Source organism: Nocardiopsis sp. MT53 (genome assembly GCF_019598965.1).
Lineage (GTDB): Bacteria > Actinomycetota > Actinomycetes > Streptosporangiales > Streptosporangiaceae > Nocardiopsis > Nocardiopsis changdeensis.
Genome location: NZ_CP080599.1, coordinates 4,860,214 through 4,880,954, shown reverse-complemented (window position 1 = coordinate 4,880,954; position 20,741 = coordinate 4,860,214). Strand labels below are relative to the sequence as shown.

General features: G+C 71.9%; 13 protein-coding genes. 7 read left to right on the top strand and 6 right to left on the bottom strand.

Features of this window, described 5'->3' with window-relative positions; all coding sequences use genetic code 11:
* Positions 1-145 precede the first annotated feature (145 nt).
* Both fxsT (K1J57_RS21565) and K1J57_RS21560 read left to right on the top strand, forming a co-directional pair.
* On the top strand, positions 146-2,686 hold the full coding sequence (gene fxsT, locus K1J57_RS21565) for an FxSxx-COOH system tetratricopeptide repeat protein (protein WP_255646476.1): 2,541 nt from the start codon (positions 146-148) through the stop codon (positions 2,684-2,686).
* A gap of 147 nt (positions 2,687-2,833) precedes the next feature.
* Positions 2,834-5,692, top strand: a complete 2,859-nt coding sequence (locus tag K1J57_RS21560; protein ID WP_220560409.1) for a tetratricopeptide repeat protein — start codon at positions 2,834-2,836, stop codon at positions 5,690-5,692.
* Here the strand turns inward: K1J57_RS21560 and K1J57_RS21555 are convergent.
* The 3 genes from K1J57_RS21555 to fxsA (K1J57_RS21545) form a co-directional block, all read right to left on the bottom strand.
* Entirely contained in the window at positions 5,663-7,000 is a 1,338-nt protein-coding gene (locus K1J57_RS21555; RefSeq protein WP_220560408.1) for an HEXXH motif domain-containing protein, read from the bottom strand. The two genes, K1J57_RS21560 and K1J57_RS21555, sit on opposite strands and share 30 nt — an antisense overlap.
* Complete coding sequence (locus tag K1J57_RS21550; RefSeq protein WP_255646475.1) at positions 7,001-8,227, bottom strand: FxsB family cyclophane-forming radical SAM/SPASM peptide maturase; 1,227 nt, start codon at positions 8,225-8,227, stop codon at positions 7,001-7,003.
* A 147-nt stretch (positions 8,228-8,374) separates the two neighbouring features.
* Positions 8,375-8,632 carry an FxSxx-COOH cyclophane-containing RiPP peptide gene (gene fxsA / locus K1J57_RS21545; protein ID WP_220560406.1) on the bottom strand — a complete coding sequence of 86 codons (258 nt, stop codon included), beginning with the start codon at positions 8,630-8,632 and terminating at the stop codon, positions 8,375-8,377.
* A gap of 282 nt (positions 8,633-8,914) precedes the next feature.
* Here fxsA (K1J57_RS21545) and fxsT (K1J57_RS21540) point away from each other — a divergent pair, with 282 nt between their 5' ends.
* Complete coding sequence (fxsT, locus tag K1J57_RS21540) at positions 8,915-11,359, top strand: FxSxx-COOH system tetratricopeptide repeat protein (protein WP_220560404.1); 2,445 nt, start codon at positions 8,915-8,917, stop codon at positions 11,357-11,359.
* Between the two features lie 17 nt (positions 11,360-11,376).
* Here fxsT (K1J57_RS21540) and fxsA (K1J57_RS21535) read toward each other — a convergent pair whose 3' ends face one another.
* Positions 11,377-11,565, bottom strand: a complete 189-nt coding sequence (fxsA, locus tag K1J57_RS21535; RefSeq protein WP_220560403.1) for an FxSxx-COOH cyclophane-containing RiPP peptide — start codon at positions 11,563-11,565, stop codon at positions 11,377-11,379.
* Positions 11,566-11,782: 217 nt separating this feature from the next.
* Between fxsA (K1J57_RS21535) and K1J57_RS21530 the strand changes: the two genes are divergently transcribed.
* Entirely contained in the window at positions 11,783-12,952 is a 1,170-nt protein-coding gene (locus K1J57_RS21530; RefSeq protein ID WP_220560402.1) for a CapA family protein, read from the top strand.
* 107 nt (positions 12,953-13,059) lie between these two features.
* The gene (locus K1J57_RS21525; protein ID WP_255646474.1) at positions 13,060-14,649 is read left to right on the top strand and encodes a hypothetical protein; all 1,590 of its coding nucleotides are present in this window, start codon (positions 13,060-13,062) and stop codon (positions 14,647-14,649) included.
* Between the two features lie 36 nt (positions 14,650-14,685).
* On the opposite strand, the gene K1J57_RS21520 is transcribed toward K1J57_RS21525, so the two are convergent.
* Complete coding sequence (locus K1J57_RS21520) at positions 14,686-15,141, bottom strand: GNAT family N-acetyltransferase (RefSeq protein WP_220565688.1); 456 nt, start codon at positions 15,139-15,141, stop codon at positions 14,686-14,688.
* A 334-nt stretch (positions 15,142-15,475) separates the two neighbouring features.
* Between K1J57_RS21520 and K1J57_RS21515 the strand changes: the two genes are divergently transcribed.
* Positions 15,476-18,124 carry a hypothetical protein gene (locus K1J57_RS21515; protein WP_220560401.1) on the top strand — a complete coding sequence of 883 codons (2,649 nt, stop codon included), beginning with the start codon at positions 15,476-15,478 and terminating at the stop codon, positions 18,122-18,124.
* A 154-nt stretch (positions 18,125-18,278) separates the two neighbouring features.
* Positions 18,279-19,424, top strand: coding sequence for a hypothetical protein (locus K1J57_RS21510; protein WP_220560400.1), 1,146 nt, complete (start codon positions 18,279-18,281; stop codon positions 19,422-19,424).
* A gap of 618 nt (positions 19,425-20,042) precedes the next feature.
* Here the strand turns inward: K1J57_RS21510 and K1J57_RS21505 are convergent.
* The gene (locus tag K1J57_RS21505; RefSeq protein ID WP_220560399.1) at positions 20,043-20,639 is read right to left on the bottom strand and encodes a histidine phosphatase family protein; all 597 of its coding nucleotides are present in this window, start codon (positions 20,637-20,639) and stop codon (positions 20,043-20,045) included.
* Positions 20,640-20,741 lie beyond the last annotated feature (102 nt).

Sequence of the window (20,741 nt, the reverse complement as noted above, 5' to 3'; positions counted from 1 at the left end):
CCTTCCGGTAGCCGATGTCCTACCCTGAAGGCCACCTGTCTCTGCAATACCCCGGGAATCGGAACGATCACACCGAGACCAGCCCCCGACCGGAATCAAGAAAAGAGTTTCCGGTGTGACATATGTGAATCCGGAGGATAACCGAGTGACCCATGTGCACAAGCCGACGAGCAACCGGGCCTCCGGACGCTTCCCCGAGGTGTGGGGAGGTGTACCGTCGCGCAACAAGAACTTCACCGGGCGCACCCGGCAGCTCGAACAGCTCAGGTCGGGGCTGATGAGCCAGATCACCGCCGTCGTCCCGCACGCTCTCCACGGCTACGGCGGCGTCGGCAAGACCCTCATGGCGGTGGAGTACGCGCACCTGTACAGGTACGAGTACGACCTGGTGTGGTGGATCAACGCGGACCAGCCGGGCCTGGTGCGCTCATCCCTCGCGCACCTGGCCCCCCACATGGGTCTGCCCGGGGTGAACGTCAGCGGGATCGAGGAGGCCTCGGAGAACGTCCTGGACGCGCTGCGCCGGGGGGAGCCCCACCGCAGGTGGCTCCTGATCTACGACAACGCGGACGAGCCCGAGGACCTGCGCAACGTCATCCCCGAGGGCGGCGAGCACGGACACGTGCTCATCACCTCCCGCAACCACCGCTGGGAGGCGACGGCCCAGACCGTCTCCGTGGACGTCTTCCCCGAGACCGAGAGCGTCGAGTTCCTCAAGAAGCGCATCCCCCGCGGCATCACCCGCAAGGAGGCGGAGGAGCTCGCCGAGGCCCTGGGGCACCTGCCCCTGGCCCTGGAGCAGGCCGGCGCCCTGCGGGCGGAGACGGGCATGTCGAACGCCGAGTACCTGAGGCTCCTCTCCGAACAGCCAGCCTCCCTGCTCCGCGAGGGCAAGCCGACCGAGTACCCGGCCCCGATGACCGCCGCCTGGCAGCTGTCGGTGAGCAAGCTCCAGGAGAACCTGCCCGAGGCCATGGAGCTGCTCCGCTGCTGCTCGTTCTTCGGCCCCGACCCCATCCCCCGGGACATCTTCTTCCCGGTGGAGGACCCCCGGGTCCGCCCGGTGATGACGGAGCTGCTCAACAACCCCATCCGGCTGAGCCGGGCCATCGGGCACCTGGGGCGCTACGCGCTGATCCGCCTGGACGGCACCAACCGCACCATCCAGGTCCACCGGCTGATCCAGACCCTGGTCCGCGCCGAGCTGAGCGCCGAGCAGCGCACGGCCGTCCGCGAAGAGGTCTGGACCCTGCTGGCGACCGCCACCCCGACCGGCACGAGCGACCCGGACTCGCGTACGCGCTTCCTCCAGTTGATCCCCCACCTGCGCCCCTCCGGGATCGTCGAGAGCACCGCCGACGACGCCCGGCGGTTCGCGCTCGACATCCTGGACTTCCTCTACGCCTCCGGGAACTACGCGATGAACGAGCGCTACGCGCACGAGTTCATCGAACAGTGGTCGCAGGATTCCGGCCCCGACGACCCGAATGTGCTGGAAGCGCAGATCAAGTACGGCAACCGGCTGCGCGAAGCGGGACGCTACCGGGAGGCCCACGACCTGGACCGGGCGCTGCTGCCCCGGGCCCGGGCGGTCCTGGGGCCGACCGACCCCCTGACCCTGTCGGTGCTCTCCGGGCTGGGCGCGGACATGCGCACCTCCGGGGACTTCCGCGAGGCGCGCGTCCACGACGAGGAGACCCTGCGCCTGCACGAGGAGACACTGGGCCCCACCGCGCCGGCCACCCTGCGCGCCATGTACAACCTGTCCATCGACTACGTCCTGACCAGCGACTTCGAGAGGGCGCGGGACCTCAACGAACGCGTCTACCTGCTGCACAACCGGCAGACCCGCTCCCCCGGCTCCCCGGCCCTGCTGTCCTACCTCAACGGGCTGGCCACCGTCATCCGCCTGCTCGGCAACTACACCGAGGCCTGCGACATGGGCGAGGAGGCCCTGGCCTACGGCATCGAACAGCTCGGGGCCGACCATCCGCGCACCCTCCAGGCCCAGATCAGCCTGGCCACCTCCCTGCGCATGAACGGAGACCTGGACCAGGCCCTGGAACTGGCCCAGGACGGACATTCACGGCACCTGCGCCTGTACAGCCTGAACCACCCCAACACCCTCGCCGCCGCGATGTGCCTGGCCAACACCTGGCGCATGACCGGGGCGCTGTCGGAGGCCCTGCAGCTGGCCGAGGACACCGACCTGCGCTACGACGACGTCTACGGCTCGGACCACCCCTACAACCACGGGTGCACCAGCAACGTCGCCCTCCTGTACCGCCTGGTCGGGGAGAACGAACGCGCCCGCGAGCTCAACGAGCGGTCGCTGGCCGGTCTGGAGGCCAAGCTGGGGCGCGACCACCACTACTCCCTGGGCGTCGCGATGAACCTGGCGGGCGACCTGGCCGCGCTCGGGGACACCAAGAACGCCGCCCGGCTGGGCCGGGGCACCCTGCGCCGTCTGCGCTCGCTGCTGGGCGAGGAGCACCCGCTGACCCTGAACTGCGCGGCCAACCTCACCATGGACCTGCGGGCGGAGGGGGAGGGCGAGGAGGCCGAAGCCCTGCGCGAACAGGTCGGTCCGCTGTTCACCCGGGTGCACGGCGCCGAGCACCAGTTCACCCAGGCGTTCCACGACGGGCGTCGGCTGTCCTTCGACTTCGACCCCCGCCAGCTCTGACCCCGGCCCGGGGCCCTACCCCTGCCCTCGACCGCTCCCCTGTCCATCGTCCCGGGAACCCCGCAGAGGGTCGTCCCCGTCGTCACCTTCGTTCGCAAAGAAAGCACAGGCCTCCGAATCGTCGGCGCCCTGTGCTCCGAGGATCCGGTGCAGAACCGAGCCGAGCACGCTCCCTCCCAAGTCCTTGACATCGAGCAGGGACAGACTGGTCAGGTCCACCACAGACACGTAATTCTCCGACACCGGCACCTCCCGAAGAGTTCATGTACCTCTACCAGCATCCCCTCTCAGGAGAAGTACAGCCAGATGCCCGCCGACAATTTCTCCCAGGGTGACAGGAACACCATAATCCAAGCCCGAAGCATCCATGGTGGTGTACTCCTCGCTAGCGGATCCGGGCAGTCGACTTCTGGTGGATTACCGAGCAGTACGCCGGTGTTCACAGGACGGACCGAGGAGATCGAAGCGTTGACCGCCGCGGCTGCCGCCTCCGAGGATTCCGGGACAACGATCATCCACACGATCGACGGGATGGCCGGTGTCGGAAAAACTGCGTTCGCTCTTCGAGTCGCCAGGCTCCTTAAAGACAGGTTCCCTGACGGCGCACTTTATGCCCAGCTTCACGGTCACTCCCCCGAACGGCGCCCAGCTGAGCCCGGTGACGCCCTCCTCTCACTGTTGGTCGGAGCCGGGATCCCTCTAGAACAAATCCCGGAGGACGTGGAGGCGCGTTCTGCCCTTTGGAGACGCCGGACCGAGGGCAAGAGGATGCTGGTGATCCTGGATGACGCAGCAGGCAGTGCCCAGGTCCGGCCACTTGTGCCCGGCGAAGGCGGTTCCCTTGTCCTTGTGACCAGCCGCATTCGGATGAGCGGCCTCGCGGGGGCCACCCCCCTCACACTTTCCCCCCTCTCCGCGAAAGAGGCGGCACTGCTCTTCACCGGCCTGTCCCGGAGAGCCGACACCGAAGAAGCCGAAGATGTGGACGAACTCGTTCACCTGTGCGGTCATCTGCCCCTGGCCGTCGGAATCATGGCGGGGCGCCTGGCCCACCGTCCTTCCTGGCGGGTACGGGACCTAGTGGACGATCTGGTCTCGGCGAAAAACCGGGTTCGTGCGATAAGAACGGAGGACGTCTCCGTGGCCGCCGCACTGGATCTGTCCTTCGATAGCCTCCCTGGTGACGTTCAAAGATTTCTCCTCCTTCTTTCCTTCCATCCATGCTCGGAATTCGATGTACACTCGGCGGCGGCAGCCACCGGGCTCGACCCGGACACCGCAAGAAATAATCTGAGCACCCTTTATGATCGCCACCTCATCTTGGAGGCGACCAGAGAGCGTTACAATTTTCACGACCTGATATCCGAGCACTTGAAAATAAGGGCACTCAATTCTTTATCTTCAGCCAGCAGGCAACAAACGATAAAAAGAACACTGGACTACTTTCTCGCCACCGCGCATGCGGCGGATGCAATACTTTATGAAGGCCGCTCCATATCCCCGCTCCCCGGAGTCGTCCTTGCCGAAACCCTCTCCGAATTCATCTCACCCGGCCAGGCCCGATCATGGCTGCGATCCGAGTTGGAAAATTTGCGCACAGCCACCCGGAGAGCCATCGAGCAAAACCTGAACGACCACGCCTTAGGCCTCCCCCGAGTGCTCTCATTCTTTCTCTGGCAAGAGGGGTTTCTAGGAGTGGACCGAGAGCTCCAAGAAATCGCAGTGTTAGCGGCCGAGCGCCTGGGAAATGAACTCGCTCTAGGAAACGCGCTCACTGCACTGGGGCGAGTGCAGACTTCGCTCGGATACACGGAGGCCGGAGACGCCGACCAACGGCGGGCCCACACCATTTTCAAGTCCCTGGGAAACCCCAGAGGAATAGCCAACACGCTCATGCAAAGAGGGCTGAACGAAAGAATGCGCGGCAGGTTCTCTCGAGCCTTGGACTACCTCAACCAAGCAAAAGAGGGCTACGAGAGAATCGGGGATATCGGAAAGTCTGCCAAAACAATCAATCACATAGGAGTCGTACAAAGACGAAGCGGCCTCTTCCCCGATGCGGTAAAAAGCCACGAAAAGGCACTTTTCCTCTTCCGATCCCTAAGCGATCGACTCGGAATCGCGATCTCACTGAACTATTTAGGCGGAGCTCGAACCGATATCCTGGGGTACCAAGATTCGATCCTGGAACTTCAAGAGGCCAGGGAGATATATGCCGAACTGGGAAACCACCGGGAGTTCGTCAACACGGTTCGAAGTATCGGAGAAGTCAAGTATTTAACCGAAGACTACCCAGGGGCCATCGCCGACCTGAGCTGGTCATTGCAAGAATACCGAGAACTGGGCAACCGGCTTGGTGAGGCCAACGCCCTGCACTACTTGGGATCCGTCAAGTGCGACACCGGGGATTTCCTCTCCGGCACCACTGACCTGCGCGAGTCCGCAAACATATTCGAAGACCTACAGGCCGTCTCGGGGATGGCATGCGCTCTTTCCAAGCTCGGAATCCTCCACGAGACCTCCGGGGAATACGACGAAGCCATCTCGGTTCTGTCCGCAACATTTAATATATTCAATGAGAGGATCAGCCCACAAAGGGAGGCGGAGACCCGAGCCGCCCTGGGATCCGCGCAAGCCGCACTCGGCGATCACGCCTCCGCCCTCGAGAATCTAGAACATGCCTTGTCCATCACCCGAAGAATCGGTTCTCGACGCGAGGAGGCGCGGTTCCTATACCGCCTCGGCCGCGTTCATCTGGGCAGCGGCGACGTGCCTTGCGCACGGCAAGCGTTCGATGGCGCTCTCACCACTGCTGTAGAACACTCACTCCCCCTGGAGAAATCTCTCGCGCTGGAAGGGCTGGGTCGGTGTCTACACGAAGAGGGGCGTACCACCGAAGCCCGTGAACATCTCGAGCGAGCGCTCACCCATCTTTCCTCCATCGGTTCGGTACATGCGTCGCGGGTGGAGGCCGCGCTATCCATGGGAGAAGGTTCCAGTGATTGAGGAGTTCCCGTTGCGCTCGGTCCAGTGGGCCAGGTGCTCCCGGGCCGCCCGGTCGGCGGCCTCCGCGGCCGACGCGGGCACCGGTTCGTCCTGCCAGGCCAGCAGGGTCCGGGTGGTGGCGGGCAGGAACCGCTCACCCGCCGGGGTGAGGCGGCCCGAGCCCGCCAGCACCCGGGCGGCGTCCAGGGTGGAACGCCGCCAGTGCGCGAACTGCGCGTGTGCGCGCTCCTGCTCCGCTCCGGTCACGGTGTGCCGGTGGCGGCGCCAGAAGCCGGCCACGCCCAGGTGGGCGTACACCCCCTGGAACAGCCCCGCCGCGGGGCGGGGGTCCGGGCGCCAGGGCGCGTAGTAGCGGCTGCCGTCGTCGGGAAGGGTGAGCGGGGCCAGGTCCCACAGCGCGGTCAGTTTGGCGTGCTGGACCTCGTGGGCGAAGGTGAGTGCGAGCGCCACCGGGTTCGGCGGTGTGGACAGTCCCAGGTTGCCGTAGGCGTGCCGGGCGGTCGCGCTGGTGTGGGCGCCGCCCCGGGCCCGGGTGGGCGTGAGGGTGAAGACGGTGTCGGCCGTCTCCCGCGCGATCGTCCAGTGGTGCTCCACCAGGATCTCCCAGGCCTCGCGGAGCGTCGCACGCCAGTGCTCCGCCTCCCGGGCGCTCAGGCGCCCGGGCACGAGGTCGGCCCCGGGCATGCGGTCGGGTTCCTGGTCGTCCAGGAGCAGGGCGAGGCGGTGCCCCGCGTGCTCGGCCTCCATTCTGCGTAGGGCCTGCCAGCCGGGCCCGTCCCGGTGCGGGTCGTCGGGCACCGCCACCTCGCCGCCCCGGGTGCTCAACACCGCCCGCCCGCCGGCCACCTCGGCGATCGCGCCGCCCTTGCCGCCGACCACGGCCCGCCCCAGGGAGACCAGCGGGGCGGTGGGCCCGTCCAGCGGGACCTCGATCCGCAGGGCCGTTCCGGCGCGCAGCGCGGCGGCCGCGGCCAGGGACGCCAGGACCGCGACCCGGGGGTCCTCCCTGCGGTGCCCTTCCAGGGCCAGGACGGTGCGCCGGGCCCAGACCCCGACGGTGGGGTGGCGCAGGGTGGCGGCGACCGCCTCGGGGGCGGCCTCCTGTGCCGCGATCAGGGCCCACCACGCCTCCTCGGCACGGCCCGCGTCCGGGTGGCGCGCCTCCCGGGCCGCGTCCAGGACCCGCCGCACCAGCAGCAGGTGCTTGCCGTACTGGGCGGCGCGCAGGTGGGCGGTCGCCGACGGTCCGCCCCCTCCTTCGGCCAGGGCGTCGAAGACCTCGTCGGGAACGGATGCGGTGGTGGACATTCAGTTTTCTTCCCGGATGCGGGCCACGTCGGCGGCCACGGTGCGGTGGACATGGGTGATCAGGCGTGCCAGGTCCGCGCAGTACACGGACGGGTTGCGGAAGCCGCTGCCGCTCCGGTAGCGGTGCGTGTACAGGCCCCCGCCGCACACCCGGACCAGGGGACAGGCCGTGCAGGTGGCGCTCAGGGCGCGCACGCCGATCTGCCGGGCGACGATGCCCGGTGAGTACAGAGCCTCGGTGAAGTCGTGGGTGAGGGTGTGGAAGGGGGTGGCCGCGGCCCCCTCGGCCACGGCCTTGAGGGTGTCGACCTGTTCGACCGAGCCGTCGGTCTCGACCACCACCATGGCGGCCGGGGACAGGCCGATGGTCTCCGTGCGCGAGTGGGAGCCCAGGACGAGGCGGATGATCTCGGTGAACATGCGGATGTTGGTCTCGCGCTCGGGAGCCCCGTACCAGCGGTCGAAGACGGCGACCAGCCAGTCGCCGTAGGGGGTGCTCTCCCCCGTCAGCCCCGGGGGCGGCGTGTCCCAGGTGCCGTGGGGCAGCAGGAGGTCGATGCCGGGAGGGTCGAACTCCAGCAGGGCTTCGTAGGTGGTGACAGGGTCGGACTCCAGGTCGACGGTGGCGAGCAGCCCGGAGAGCAGGTGGCGGTGGCGGCGGGTGAGGCGCTCCAGCCCGGCCCGGGTCTCGGCGTGGGTGCCGCGGCCGTTGGCGCGCCGGCGGTGGCGGTCGTGGTCCTCCTCGGCGCCGTCGATGCTGACGCCGACGCGGATCCGCTTCTCCTCGAACAGGTCGAGGAAGGCGTCGTCGATGAGGACGCCGTTGGTCTGCAGGCGCAGGGACACGTGCACGTCGGGGTCGCAGGTCTTGTGCAGGGCATCGGCGACGTAGCGGAGGTGGTCCACCCCGGCCAGCAGGGGTTCGCCGCCGTGGAGGATGACGTCCACCCGGGAGCGGCCGTGGGCGCGGGCGTGCGCGGCGATGCGTTCGGCGACCCTGTCGACGATCGGCCGGGCCATCCGCCGGGGTTGGCGGCGCCACCCCTGGTCGGCCATCTCGTACATGTAGCAGTAGTCGCAGGCGAGGTTGCAGCGGCTGTGGACCTTGAGGATGAACTGGAGGAAGGGCGTGGGGCGCCATCCCTGGGCGAGCAGGTCCTGCACGTCCAGCCCGGCGGGCCATTCCTCCTGGTGGGGACGGGCTGTCGTGACGGGGTCGTCGGTCACGCGGTGTCCTCCTGGGGGGAGAGCACATGAAAAAAAGGGGATCGGTACGACTCCCCTTCCTTGGTGTTCATATGCGAGCGGGGTACGGACATTGATCTCGGACAGCCCGGCGGGCACCGCGTCCGACGGCGCCGAACGGGAAAGGGATCACCTCCCGCCGCCCGTGAGGGATTCCCTGCCCTCATATCCGGAGGAACCGGGCTTCTGCGGAGGCACCTCGTTGTCCGAGCGCTGATCGGACTCGTTGACGAACCCGGACACCGCTTCGGGTCCCGCTCCCGGAGCCCCCAGGACGCCGCGCAGAACGTGGGCGACCACGGAGGAATCCACTCCGGCGAGGTCCTCGAGGGACATCCCGCCCACGTCCACCATGGCGCCGACGCGCTCCACCTGCATTTCGACCATCGTCCTCCGCCTCCGCCACTCCATCGACCGCCGACGGCCGGCTCGGGAGAACGGTACCGCCCCTCATCGGAAACCGCACTTCCTGCCGTCGTGACCGTCATTTACCCTGTTCTCCGCAGGGAAATTCGCGCTCACTCCACCGCAGGGGGCGACATAAAGGAAAAAGATGATGCTGTTGCCCGTGTGATCCGAGTGAATTCACAAAGAGAACATGCGCACCACGGCGAGGGCGGTCCACGGGAACGGATCCCCACGGTCTGGGGCCGGGTGCCGCCGCGTTCCATGAACTTCATCGGTCGCGAGGGGCCCCTGGCCGGGCTCCGGCGCGAACTGCGCAGCGGAGCGGCGACCGTGGTCCTGCACGGGCACTACGGGGTCGGCAAGTCGCTCACCGCCGTGGAGCACGTCCACCGCTCCAAGGCCGAGTACGACCTGGTGTGGTGGATACCCGCCGGGCAGCCCGGCCTGGTGCGTTCGAACATGGCCCAGCTGGCCCAGCACCTCGGGCTCCCCGGACCCGGGGTGACCGGCATCGAGGATGCCGCGAGCGGCGTCCTCGACGCACTGCGGCGCGGCGAGCCCTACCGCAGGTGGCTGCTCGTCTTCGACAGCGCGGACGAACCCGAGGACCTCTACGAACTCATCCCCGAGGGCACCGGCCACGTGCTCATCACCTCCCGCAACCACCGTTGGACGGGGCGGGCGACCACCGTCCCCATCGAGGTCTTCCCACCGAGGGAGAGCGCGGAATTCCTGCGCAGGCGCGTACCCCAGGGGCTGGACGAGGCGTCCGCGGCGGACCTGGCCCAGGCCCTCGGGCACCTGCCCCTGGCCCTGGAGCAGGCGGGGGCGCTGCTGACGGAGACCGGCATGTCCAGCCGCGAGTACCTCCGCCTGCTGGAACGGCGGCCCGAGGACCTGCTGAGCCAGGGCCATCCCCCCGACTACCACGCGTCCCTGAGCGCCTCGCTCCAGATCTCGCTCAAGGAGCTGGCGGCCGGCACGCCGGAGGCCGTGGAACTCCTGGAGACCTGCTCTGTCTTCGGCCCCGAGCCCATCCCCCGGGACGTCTTCTTCGCCACGGACAGCCCGCACGTGCGGCCCGGGACCGCCGCCCTGCTGAACGACCCGATCAGGCTCAGCCGGGCCTTCGGCCAGCTGGGCCGCTACGCCCTGGTCAAGATCGACAACGCCAACCGCACCATCCAGGTCCACTCGCTCGTCCAGAAGCTGATCCGCTGGAGGCTCGACGCCGAACGGCTGCGGGCCGTGCGCACCGAGGTGTGCGCCCTGCTCGCCGCGGCAGAGCCGGTGGGCCTGCTGGGACGGCAGGCCCAGGACCGCTACCTGGACCTGCTCCCCCACCTGGAGCCCGCCGGCGTCCCGCTGAGCGAACTGCCCGAGGCGCGGAGGCTCTCGCTCAGCGTCCTGTCCTTCCTGTACTTCTCGGGCAACTACGCCACCGCCGAGAACCACGCGCGCAACCTCATCGCGCGCTGGGCCGCCGCCTTCGGGGAGGACGACCCCGATCTCCTCAAGGCCAAGAGGAGCTACGCCAACAGGTTGCGGGACCTGGGCCGCTACGAGGAGGCCTACCGGCTGAACGTCGCCATGCTGCCCCGCATCAAGGAGGTGCTGGGCCCCGACCACCCCGAAACCCTGACCCTCCTCTCAGGGATCGGCGCCGACCTGCGCGCCCAGGGCCGGTTCCGTGAGGCCTTCGAGCACGACACGGAGACCTACCGGCTGCACGTGCGGGCCCTGGGCCCCGACCACAACGTCACGCTGCGGGCCCTGCACAACCTGGCCATCGACCACACCCTGCTGAGCGACTTCGCGGGGGCGCGGCTGCGCCACGAGCAGGCCTACATGCTCTACAAGCGCCAGGCCTCGGCCGACGGGTCGCCGAACCTGGCGGCCTTCTGGAACAGCCTGGCACAGGCGGTACGCCTGAGCGGGAAGTACGCCGAGGCGTGCGACCTGGGCGAGGAGGCGCTCGCCTACGGCCGGGAGCAGCTCGGCAGGGAGCACCCGCGCACCCTGCGCGTCCAGCTGGACCTGTCCATCGCCCACCGCCTGTCCGGGAACCTGGAGCGGGCGCGCACCCTGGCCCGGGACGCGCACGACCGCTACCTGCGGCTGTACGACGCCGACCATCCCGAGACCCTGGCCGCGGCCATGTGCCTGGTGAACCTCATGCGGGTGGAGGGCGATCTGGACGGAGCCCTCTCCACCGCCCTGGACGCTCTGGAGCGGTACGCCCGGGTCTACGGCCCCGACCACCCGTACCACCAGGCGTGCGCGGCGAACACGGCCCTGGTCCACCGGCTGCGCGGAGACGCCGGGCAGGCCCGCCGGATGAACGAAGCAACGCTACGGAGCCTGGACGTCCTCCTGGGGCGCGACCACCACTACTCCCTCGCGGTGGCCAACAACCTCGCCGGGGATCTGGCCGCCCTGGGCGAGACGGCCGCGGCCGTACGGTCGGGCCGGGACACGGTGCGGCGGCTGCGCGCGCTCATCGGCGACGAGCACCCCATGACCCTGGCCGGCACGGCCAACCTGGCGCTGGATCTGGCGGCCCTGGGCGAGGAGGGGGAGGCGCGGAGCCTGGCGGAGGCCGCCAGGGCCTCGTACACCAGGGTGCTGGGGGCCGGGCACATCCTCACCCGCACGATGGCGGCGGGCGGGCGCATGACCTCCGACCTCGATCCGCCGCTCCTGTGAACGGCCCGGCGGCGCGCCTACCAGGGGCCGCCGTCGTCACCGTCGTTGGAGAAGGCGGCCACGCCCTCCTCACCGTCGGGGGTGGTGGCGAGCACCTCGCGCAGCGCCCGGGCGATCACCGTGTCGCCCGCCGTTCCGAGGTCGCGCAGGGACAGGCCGGAGACCTCCACCAGGCCGACGCCGGGGGAAAGGGGTTGCTCGTCCATCGTCTCCTCCGCAGCGGCCGACCGGTGACGACATCCTAAGGGTCCCCCGGGCAGCGGAAGGCCGCCCGACCCGGGCCCGGGCGGGGAGCCGAAGAAATCTCTGCATTCCTCTCTCTTCATTGGAACGGTTTCATCACGTTAAAAGGCGTTTTATCCCTTTGCCACCGATGACACCGCCGACCACCCTTATCACCCACTTCGTTCCTACCGTGGGACGATGACCCGGACCGGCCTGCGCATCCTGTCCCTGCTGACCGCGGCGACCCTGGCCCCGACCGCCTGCTCCGCCCCCCGGGTGGAGAACACCGCCGGCGCGGCCCCGCCGACCCCCTCCCCCACCGCGCACGTCCCCCGCACCCTGAGCGTGATCGGCGGCGGCGACGTGCTGGTGCACGCCTCGGTCTGGGAGCAGGCCCGGCAGAACGGGGGCGGCGAGTTCGACTTCGCCCCGCTCTTCTCCGGGATCTCCCCCGCCCTGGAGGGCGCCGACCTGGCCCTGTGCCACCTGGAGGTGCCCCTGGCCCCGGAGGAAGGACCCTTCAGCGGATACCCCGTGTTCAGCGCGCCCCCGCAGGTCGCCCAGGGGCTCGCCGACTCCGGTTACGACGGCTGCTCGACCGCCTCCAACCACACCCTGGACAACGGCGAGGCCGGAGTGGTCCGCACCCTGGACGCCCTGGAGGCGGCCGGGCTGGGCGCGGCGGGCAGCGCCCGCACCGAGCAGGAGTCGCGGGATCCGCAGATCTACCAGGTCGAACCCGCCGACGGGGGCGCCCCGGTGCCGGTCGCGCACCTGTCCTACACCTACGGCTTCAACGGGTTCCTGCCGCCGGAGGGCAAGGAGTGGATGGCCGACCTCATCGACGAGGAGGCCATCCGCGCCGAGGCGGCGCTGGCCCGGGAGCTGGGCGCGCAGATCGTGGTGCTGTCGATGCACTGGGGCACCGAGTACGCGCACGAGGCCGACGGGTTCCAGCTGGAGCTGTCCGACCTGGTCGCCTCCCCCGACATCGACCTGATCCTGGGCCACCACGCGCACGTGGTGCAGTCGGCGGAGCGGATCGGCGGCGAGTGGGTGGTCTACGGGCTGGGCAACCAGGTCGCCGGGCAGTCGTCCCCGCCCATCGACTCGCGCCGCGAAGGCGTGCTGGCCCGGGTGGAGTTCACCGAGGTGGAGCCCGGGGTCTGGGAGTCGTCCGCGCTGGAGATGCGGCCGACCTGGGTCGCCCTGGGGCCGCTGCGCGTGGTGGACCTGGCCGACGAGCTGGCCTCGCCCGACCTGCCCGGGCACGAACGGGAGGTGTACCGGGCGGCGGTGGAGCGGATCACCGGGTACGTCGACGGCCTGGGGGTGAGCGGCGACCCCGGGTTCTCCATGGCGGGGTGAGCGCGTGGGCCGGGGCCACGCACCCTGTGCGGGTGCCCGGTGCGCGGACCTGGTGCGTTTTCGGGGTTCCCGGCCCCGCGGGTTCCGCGCACGGCTAGTCTGAAGCCGTGAGTACCACCACTTTCGGTGAGGGGGCGATGACCCGGGGCGTCGCCTCCGCGGTGCGGGCCTGCCTCGACTGGGCGGAGGACGCCGACACCGGACCCGCCCCGGACCCCGGCGCCCTGGCCCTGCTGCTCACCGCCCACCGGGACCTCGGGGCGCCCGAGCCCGGGGACTGGTGCGTCGACGACGTCCGGGAGGTGGCGCGCGCGGTGCGCGCCGGGGCCCTGCCCCTCGGCGGCCTGCGCGGCGCCGACGGGTCGGGCGGAGGCGCCGAGGTGCTGCGCTCGACCTGGCTGACCTGGTGCGACCACCTGGTCGGCCAGGGCGGCCTGCTCTCCGACGAGAGCCCGCGGCGGCTGCGGGCCGCCGTCGAGGAGGCCGACCTGGACCCGTGCTCCGACACCGGCCCCGCCGCCGTCCCGGCGGCCGCACCGGTGCTGGCGGACCGGTTCGAGGAGGCGCCGCCGCGCCCGGTCACCCCCGCGGAGCCCGGGGACCTGGACGACGCCGCCCGCCGCTGCCGCACCCTGGCCGACGCCGCCCGCCTGACCGTGTGGGTCGACCGGGGCAGGGTGCTGCGCCCCGACCCCGGGGGCCGCGACGCCCTGTGCGCCGAGGACGTGCCGGCGGCCGCCGCCCACCTGGAGACGACGCCGGACGACGTCGACCACCTGTTCTGCGTGGCCCGCGCCGCCCGGCTGCTGCGCACCACCTACACCCGGGTGCTCACCGGGCGCGCCGCCTACGCCTGGTCCTCGGGGGTACCCGGGGCGGTCGCCGACGCCTGGGCCGACGCGCTGCCCGCGATGGCCGCCGAACACGGCACCGCCGCCCTGCTGGCGCTCACCGACCTGTTCCTGTCGGGCCGGGAGCGCACCGCCGCCGAGGTGGCCGCCGCCTACCGCGGGCGGGGCGGGGCCGGTCCCGAGCGGATGCGCGCGGCCCTGGAGGTGCTGGCCGAGCTGGACGCGGTGCACCGCGTCGGCGGGCGGTTCCGCATCGCGCGGCTGGGCGACCACTTCATGGTGCGCCAGCTGCAGCGCGCGGGCGCCGCCGTGCGGGTGACCCGCGCCATCCCCGACATGGGCGTCCGCGAAGTGCTGGCCCTGCTGGAGGAGGGCCGTCCGGTGGACACCGAGGGGCTGTTGGACCGGTGGGCCCGGGGCCGCGACATCGGCGCCGTCGCCGGGGAACTGGTCCAGGCCTGCACCGAGCCCCGGGCCTGGCACCGGCGCAGGAAGGTCTTCACGCTGCTGGCCGAGCGCGGCGCGGACCCGGAGGTCGCCCTGCGCGCCCACCTGAACCACCCGGTGCTCGGCGGGTGGGTGCGGCGGCTGCGGCCGGGCACCCCCGAACCGCCGACCTCCCCGGTCACCGCGTGGGCCCTGCTGGACGACTACGCCGCGCTCGCCGAGGCGGGGCTCCCGCTGCCCGACGACGACCGGGAGCGGCTGGCCCCGCACGCCACCCGGTTCGTCCGCTCGGTGCGTGTGTCCGGGCACCCCGCCGCCGACGGCGTCCTGGACCGCCTGGCCGACGGGGAGCTGGGGCTGGACCTGGCCCGGGCGGCCCGCCGGGTCCGCGCGGGCTGACCTCCGGGCCGCGGACGGGCGGCCCGGGCCCCGCCCTCAGTCCTTGATCACCAGCTCGTAGGTGAGCAGCGTGACGTCGGGCAGCGGGGACCAGTCGCGCTCGGGCACCCGGACGAACCCGCGGGCCCGGTAGACGTACTGGGCCGAGAGCATCTGCGGCTGGGTGGACAGCAGCAGCCGCGAGACGCCCTCCTCGCGGGCCCGCTCCACCAGCGCGTTGACCAGGGCGCGGCCCACCCCCCGGCCCCGGGCCTGGGGCGCGACCGCGAACGCGCGCACCTCCGCCTCGTCCGCGCCCCGGGCGATCTCGCTGCGCGGGGACCAGGGCTCGAACATGATCGTCCCCAGCAGGCGACCGCCGTCCTCGGCGACCAGGACCTCGCCCTCACCGTCGGTGCCCAGCAGCCGCAGCGTCTCGACGTAGACCGGGTTGACATCCAACAGTCCGTCGGCCGTATAGGCGATCACCCGCAGCTCGCTGACGGCGCTCATCTCATCGGGAAGTACTCGACGCACGATCATGGTCGACATTCAACATGATCGGAGGGGGCGGCGTGTGGGTTCGCCGCGCCTCCCAAGGCGCCGAAAACGTCACCGTGAGTGACTTTTTACGTGGGTTCATCCCCTCCTCGGAGCGCCCGCGCCACCCCCTCCGAACAGCGGATCCGAGCCCGGCGCCGGGCCGCGGCCGTCACGGATCGCGTTCGGGGACGGGCCGCGCGGAACCCCCGGCCGCAGCGGCCGGAAGGGTTGTCCACAGGCCCCCGGCACGATCCCGCCGTCCGTGCCACCCTTTGAAGGAGAAGCCCTCCGGAAGGTGCCGCACATGACCACCGACACCGGTCACCCTCCCGTCGTCCGCCTCCTCAGCGACACCGCCGTCCTCCCCCGCGGCGGCTGTCCGGCGCACCGCCGGGTACGGGCGGACCTCGCACTGGGCCCCGCCCGCCACCGGCCGCGGGAGGTGCCCGCGGCCGTCCTGCACGCCGTCCTGGACCTGGTCGAGCACCGGGGCTGGTCGCTGGAGCGGGCCTGCGCCCATCCGCCGCCGCCGGGGCGCCCGCCGGTCACCGTGCTGGGCGAGCGGGTGCCGCCCGTGCACGAGGGGGTGCGCCGGTGGGTGCGCCACGCCGCCCGCACCCACCTGGCGGCGACCGCCGGGCGCACCCCCGTCCCCGACTTCCGGGTGCGCCAGTACATGCCCGAACGCGGGTCCCGGCACCGCCGCCCGTACGAGGTGCGCGCCACCGGCCGCTGCTACACCCTCGGCGCGGCCCGCGAGCTGTGGGTACCGGTGCCGGGCCGGCTGCGCCGGGCGCCCGCCGACGCGGGGCTCGCGGTCGCCGCGTACGTGCTGGCCACGGGGGCACCGGTCGACCGGGAGGCCTACGCCGCGGCCCCGGAGCGCTTCCACGGCGGCGCCCCGTACCCGATGCGCTGCCGCGACGACCCGCCGGAGCGGGTACGGGTGATCCGGGTGTCGTGCCTGGACGGCGCCACGGAGGTCCGGTTCGACGGCACCGCCGCCGACGCCGAGGCGCTGTTCGTCGCCCGGGGCCGCGAGGGGCTGCGCTCCGCCCTGGTCGGCGGGGCCCGCTCCCCGGGGGAGGACTGCCTGGCCTGCGCCGTCCGCAGCGGCTGCGGCCGCCTGCCCCGCGCGCCGGGGCTGCTGGGCCTGGGACCGGGCGGCGAACGCCGCTCCTGGTCCCCGGCCACCGCCCGCGAACACGTCCTCTGTCCAGCCCGCGCCCACTTCCGCAGCCTGGACCTTCCCCCGGCCCCCACCGACCTCCGGCCACCGGCGCCGCCGCCCGCACCAGGAGGCCCCGGGCCCGCCCCCCGTGCCGCCACCGCGTCCGGCATGCCCGGGGCACCCGGCCCGTCCGAGAGCTTCGCCCGCCGCCCGGGCGCACGGGAAGCCGACCCCGTGCCCGACGGCACGGTGCCCGCCCTTCGCGGCATACCTGTCCCGCACGGCGAACCCGCCCCACGCGGAGTGCCCGCCCCGCACAGCAAGACCGCCCCGCACGGCGCTCCCATCCCGCGCAGCGAGGCCGCACCGCGCGATGAGGCCTCGGGGGGCGCACCCGTCCCATACGGCTCCCCCGACCCGCATAACGAGACCGCCCCGCGCGATGAGGACATCCCGCGCGGCACACCCGGCCCACACGGCGAGGCCGCCCCGCACGACAAGAACGCCCTATGCGGTGCATCCGCCCGGCACGACGAGACCGGGCCGCATGATGTACCCGTGCCGCACGAAGAGGGTGCACCGAGCGGTGTACTCGTCCCAAACGGCGTACCCATCCGGCACGACGAGACCGTCCCACACGATGCACCCGCTCACCGTGACAAGACCACCCCACACGACGAGGTCGTACCGGGCGACGCACCCGCGCCGCATGGCGCACCCGTCCCGCACAGCGAGACCGCCCTGCGCGACATACCCGTGCCGCGTGGCGAGGCCGTCCCACACGGCACACCCGCACAGCGCGACAAGACCGCCCCACATGATGAGGGCATCCCGCACGACACACCCGATCCACACGGCAAGTTCGCCCCGCAGGATGCACCCGTCTCACACGAGGAAGACACACCGCGCGGCGCATCCGTCCCATGCGGCGTGCCCGCCCGGCGCGATGAGGCCGTCCCGCGCAACGTTCCCGCCCTACACGGCGAGAACGTGGCGCCCGCGGTCCCGGGGTGGGCCGGTGGCGGGGAGCCCGGGGAGCGTGTTCCCTCTCGGGCCGCAGGGTCGGAGCGTGCAGGCACGGGCGGCGGGTCCGGCGGCGGCCCGCCGCCGGGCGGGCATGGGGACGGGGTGGTGGCGGGGGCGGTGCGGGCCTGGTTGGAGCGGGCGCACGAACGGCTGCCGCGACGGGCCTGCGAGCCCGCCGACCTGCCGGTGGACCCCGCGCGGTGGGCGTGCGCCGGGCGGCGGCTGTTCGGCGAGCGGGCCCGGCGGGCCGCCGCCCTGCTCGCCGCGCACATCCCCGTGTGCCCGCTGCGCGACCTGCCCGCGGGCGACCACGTGCGTTCCGGGCCCACCCTGACCGCCGACGACACCGAGGCCGACGTGCTGGTGGTGTACCGCACCGACGTCCTGCACCACCGGCGCGGCTCCTGGGTCCACCGCAGCGTCCTGATCTCCGAGGAGGGACCACCCGGGGCGACCGGCCTCGCGCTCTTCGCGCAGGACCCGCGCGCCGCCCTGGGGGTACTGTTCTTCGCCTCCGGGGTGATCGCCGCCGGCCCCGAACCCGCGGTGGAGGTGGAGGTCCTCGGCCCCGACGGCGCCCATGTCGACACCATGGACCCGGCCTCGCCGCAGGTCCTGGCGGCCGCCGAGCGCACCGTCCGCGCGCTGGTCGCCCCCTGGCACCGCGACCGGGCATACGTCCCCGTGCCCGGACCGGCCTGCCGGACCTGCCCCTATCGGGGGTGGTGTCCGCAGGGGGAGGACGCCTCCCCGTGACCCGGCCCCGCGCGCCACCACCGCGACCGGCGCCCCGCGGCGCCCTATACCGGATCCCGCGGCTCCGCGGGAGGGTTATTCGGATTACGGGTGGCCCCCGGGATTCCCTCCGACAACCGCTCCCCGCGGGACCGGTACCGCTAGTCTCCTTGCCATGACGCAGCACAACGGGACCCCGGGGACGGCCCCCGCCGGTCAGGTCCGGCGACCACGGTTCCACAGGCCCAATCCGGACCTGGCCGCGGCGATGGAGTGCGTCCGCTGCCACGAGCAGGGTGTGGTCAACCCTCCGGGTTGGCCGCCCAAGCCGCCCAGGCGCCGGGAGGGGCCGCCCCCGCCGACCCCGCACCCCAACCGGGACCTGCCCATCACCCTGCACAAGATGGAGTTCCTGCGGGAGGTGTGGGCCTACGTCGCCGCCAAGCAGGTGGGCGGCGACCCCGACAGCCGTTACCTCGCCCTGGTCTGCGCCCTGCGGGGGGCGATCCGCGGCGCGGTCTACCTGCTCGGGCAGGACATGCGGATCCTACGCCTGGAGGACCCGCGCGCCTCGCTCGGCGACCTGATCGCCTCGGGCTGGCTGGTCACCACCCCCGAGCGGGTGATCGAGTCCCACCCCTCCGACCCGGCGCTGTGCGACCTGCCCGACCTCCAGGGCAATCCCTGGAACATCGGCCAGGGCGTGCGTTCGCGCGCCTCGGGCTGGGTGGGCCGGGCGATGGGGCACAAGAAGATGCGCAAGAAGCCCAACCGGCTCCGGCTGACCGGTGCCTACCTGGCGTCGCGCGCCCTGCCCGGCGGCCGCATCCGGGTCCCCCGGGTGGAGGTCACCGTGGCGTGCGCGCTGTCGGGTCCCGACGAGCTCACCGAGCTGCTGGAGTGGCTGGAGCGCATCGAGTGGATCGTGTCGGTCCGCGACGATGGCGCGGTCATAGAGGCGGAACTGGGTGAGACCACCGCCTGGCTGGCTCCCCTGGCCCCGCCGCCACCGACCCCGCCGCGAACCTCCCCGGCGACGACGCCGCTGGACACCCCGGTGTCCGAGCGCGCCGACGCGCTGCTGGGCGGGCGCGCGGCCGAGGTGGTCGACTGGGTGGCCCGGTACCGCTCCGACCACGGACACGGACCGAGCTGGTCCACGGTGGCCGAGCACTTCGGGTGGCCGCCCCGGTCGGCCCCCGACCACGACGTCACCCAGGAGATCTTCGACCGCCTGGAGCGCACGGGCCGGCTCACCGGCTTCGGCGTCCCCTTCGGCCTCAGACCGGGCGCGGCGCTCGACCGCGAGAACGCCGCATAGACCCTTCCCCGAGCGGCGGCACCCCGCACCTCCGGTGCCGCCGCCACCGTCGGCCCGCCCTCCGGCAGCCCCCGCGCGGACGGCGGGCCGAGGTGGCGGGGTCCTCCGTGACCTCCGTTCATGGAAGACCCTGCCACCGACGGTGCACCCATCGTGTCCGCATGCCTTCGCCGCGTGTTCCCGGCCTCCCCCGGCCCCCGGGGAACCACCGGCGGATACCGCCCCTCTCATCTGGAGAAGGGGCTTCGGCGGTCGGGTCTCCTCCATGTCCCCTGTTCATGAGGAGGCCCGGCCGTCCCCGTCTCGCACGGGTTGAGGCAAAAGGTTCCAGAGTGGCCTCATGTGGCCCCTGAGGAACCGGTGGCATAGACCTCACGTCAAAAGAAACGACCGACCCCGCCACGAGGGCGGGCGTCGATTCCGGTCCGTCGAGCCCCGAGTTTCCCCTGCTCACCCCTGACAGGACCACCCCTTCACCGGGGAATGCGGCGCCAGGCCAACGGCCACCCCCGGCGCCCAGTCCGTCCGGTCCTGACCGTCGGTGGGAGATCCGTCCCTCCCCCGCTCCGGTCCCCGGGCGCGCCCCTCCGCACGTCCCCGATCCCCGGCCCCGGGCCGTCACGGCACCAGGTTCCAGGAGGAGATCACCGGCCGACCGTGTTCCCGGTCCAGCGTGCACACCGCCCCGGTCCCCAGCCGGAACAGCGCCCCCTCCCGGCCCTCCAGCCCCAGCCACCGCGCCGTGAGCACCCGCAGTACGTGGCCGTGCGCCACCAGAACCGTGTCCGCCGCCCCCGGGTCCCCCACCTCCGCGGCCAGCGGGGCCAGCACCCGGTCGACCCGCGCCGCCACCTCCTCCACCTGCTCGCCGGGGTGTCCGGTATCGCCGGGGACCACCCCGTCACGCCACAGGTACCAGCCGGGCCGTTCCCGGCGGATCTCCTCGGTGGTCACCCCCTCGTATCCGCCGTAGTCCCACTCCCGCAGGTCGGGATCGGTCCGCGTCACGGCGAGACCGGCGAGTTCGGCGGTGCGCGCCGCCCGGCTCAGCGGGCTGGTGATCACCCACCCGATCCCTCGGTCCGCCAGCAGCGGCCGCAGTGCCTCGGCCTGCCGCTCCCCCTCCCGCGTCAGGGGAACATCCGTGAGGCCGGTGTGCCGATGCCCCTTGCTCCACTCGGTCTGTCCGTGCCTGACCAGTACCAATACACCCATGGTCGGTGTTGTGCCCCGCCCCGGCCGCTGCACTCCGCCCGTTCCCCTTTGACACCGGCGCAACGGTCCACCGACCGCCCCGGGCCCGCGTCCCCCGCCCCG

Coding starts and splice junctions, on each gene's coding strand:
- fxsA (WP_220560406.1), bottom strand. CDS start 8,632: ATGGTCGAAATGCAGGTGGAGCGCGTCGGCGCCATGGTGGACGTGGGC.
- K1J57_RS21530 (WP_220560402.1), top strand. CDS start 11,783: ATGACCCGGACCGGCCTGCGCATCCTGTCCCTGCTGACCGCGGCGACC.
- fxsA (WP_220560403.1), bottom strand. CDS start 11,565: ATGGACGAGCAACCCCTTTCCCCCGGCGTCGGCCTGGTGGAGGTCTCC.
- K1J57_RS21555 (WP_220560408.1), bottom strand. CDS start 7,000: ATGTCCACCACCGCATCCGTTCCCGACGAGGTCTTCGACGCCCTGGCC.
- fxsT (WP_220560404.1), top strand. CDS start 8,915: ATGAACTTCATCGGTCGCGAGGGGCCCCTGGCCGGGCTCCGGCGCGAA.
- K1J57_RS21510 (WP_220560400.1), top strand. CDS start 18,279: ATGACGCAGCACAACGGGACCCCGGGGACGGCCCCCGCCGGTCAGGTC.
- K1J57_RS21505 (WP_220560399.1), bottom strand. CDS start 20,639: ATGGGTGTATTGGTACTGGTCAGGCACGGACAGACCGAGTGGAGCAAG.
- K1J57_RS21515 (WP_220560401.1), top strand. CDS start 15,476: ATGACCACCGACACCGGTCACCCTCCCGTCGTCCGCCTCCTCAGCGAC.
- K1J57_RS21520 (WP_220565688.1), bottom strand. CDS start 15,141: ATGAGCGCCGTCAGCGAGCTGCGGGTGATCGCCTATACGGCCGACGGA.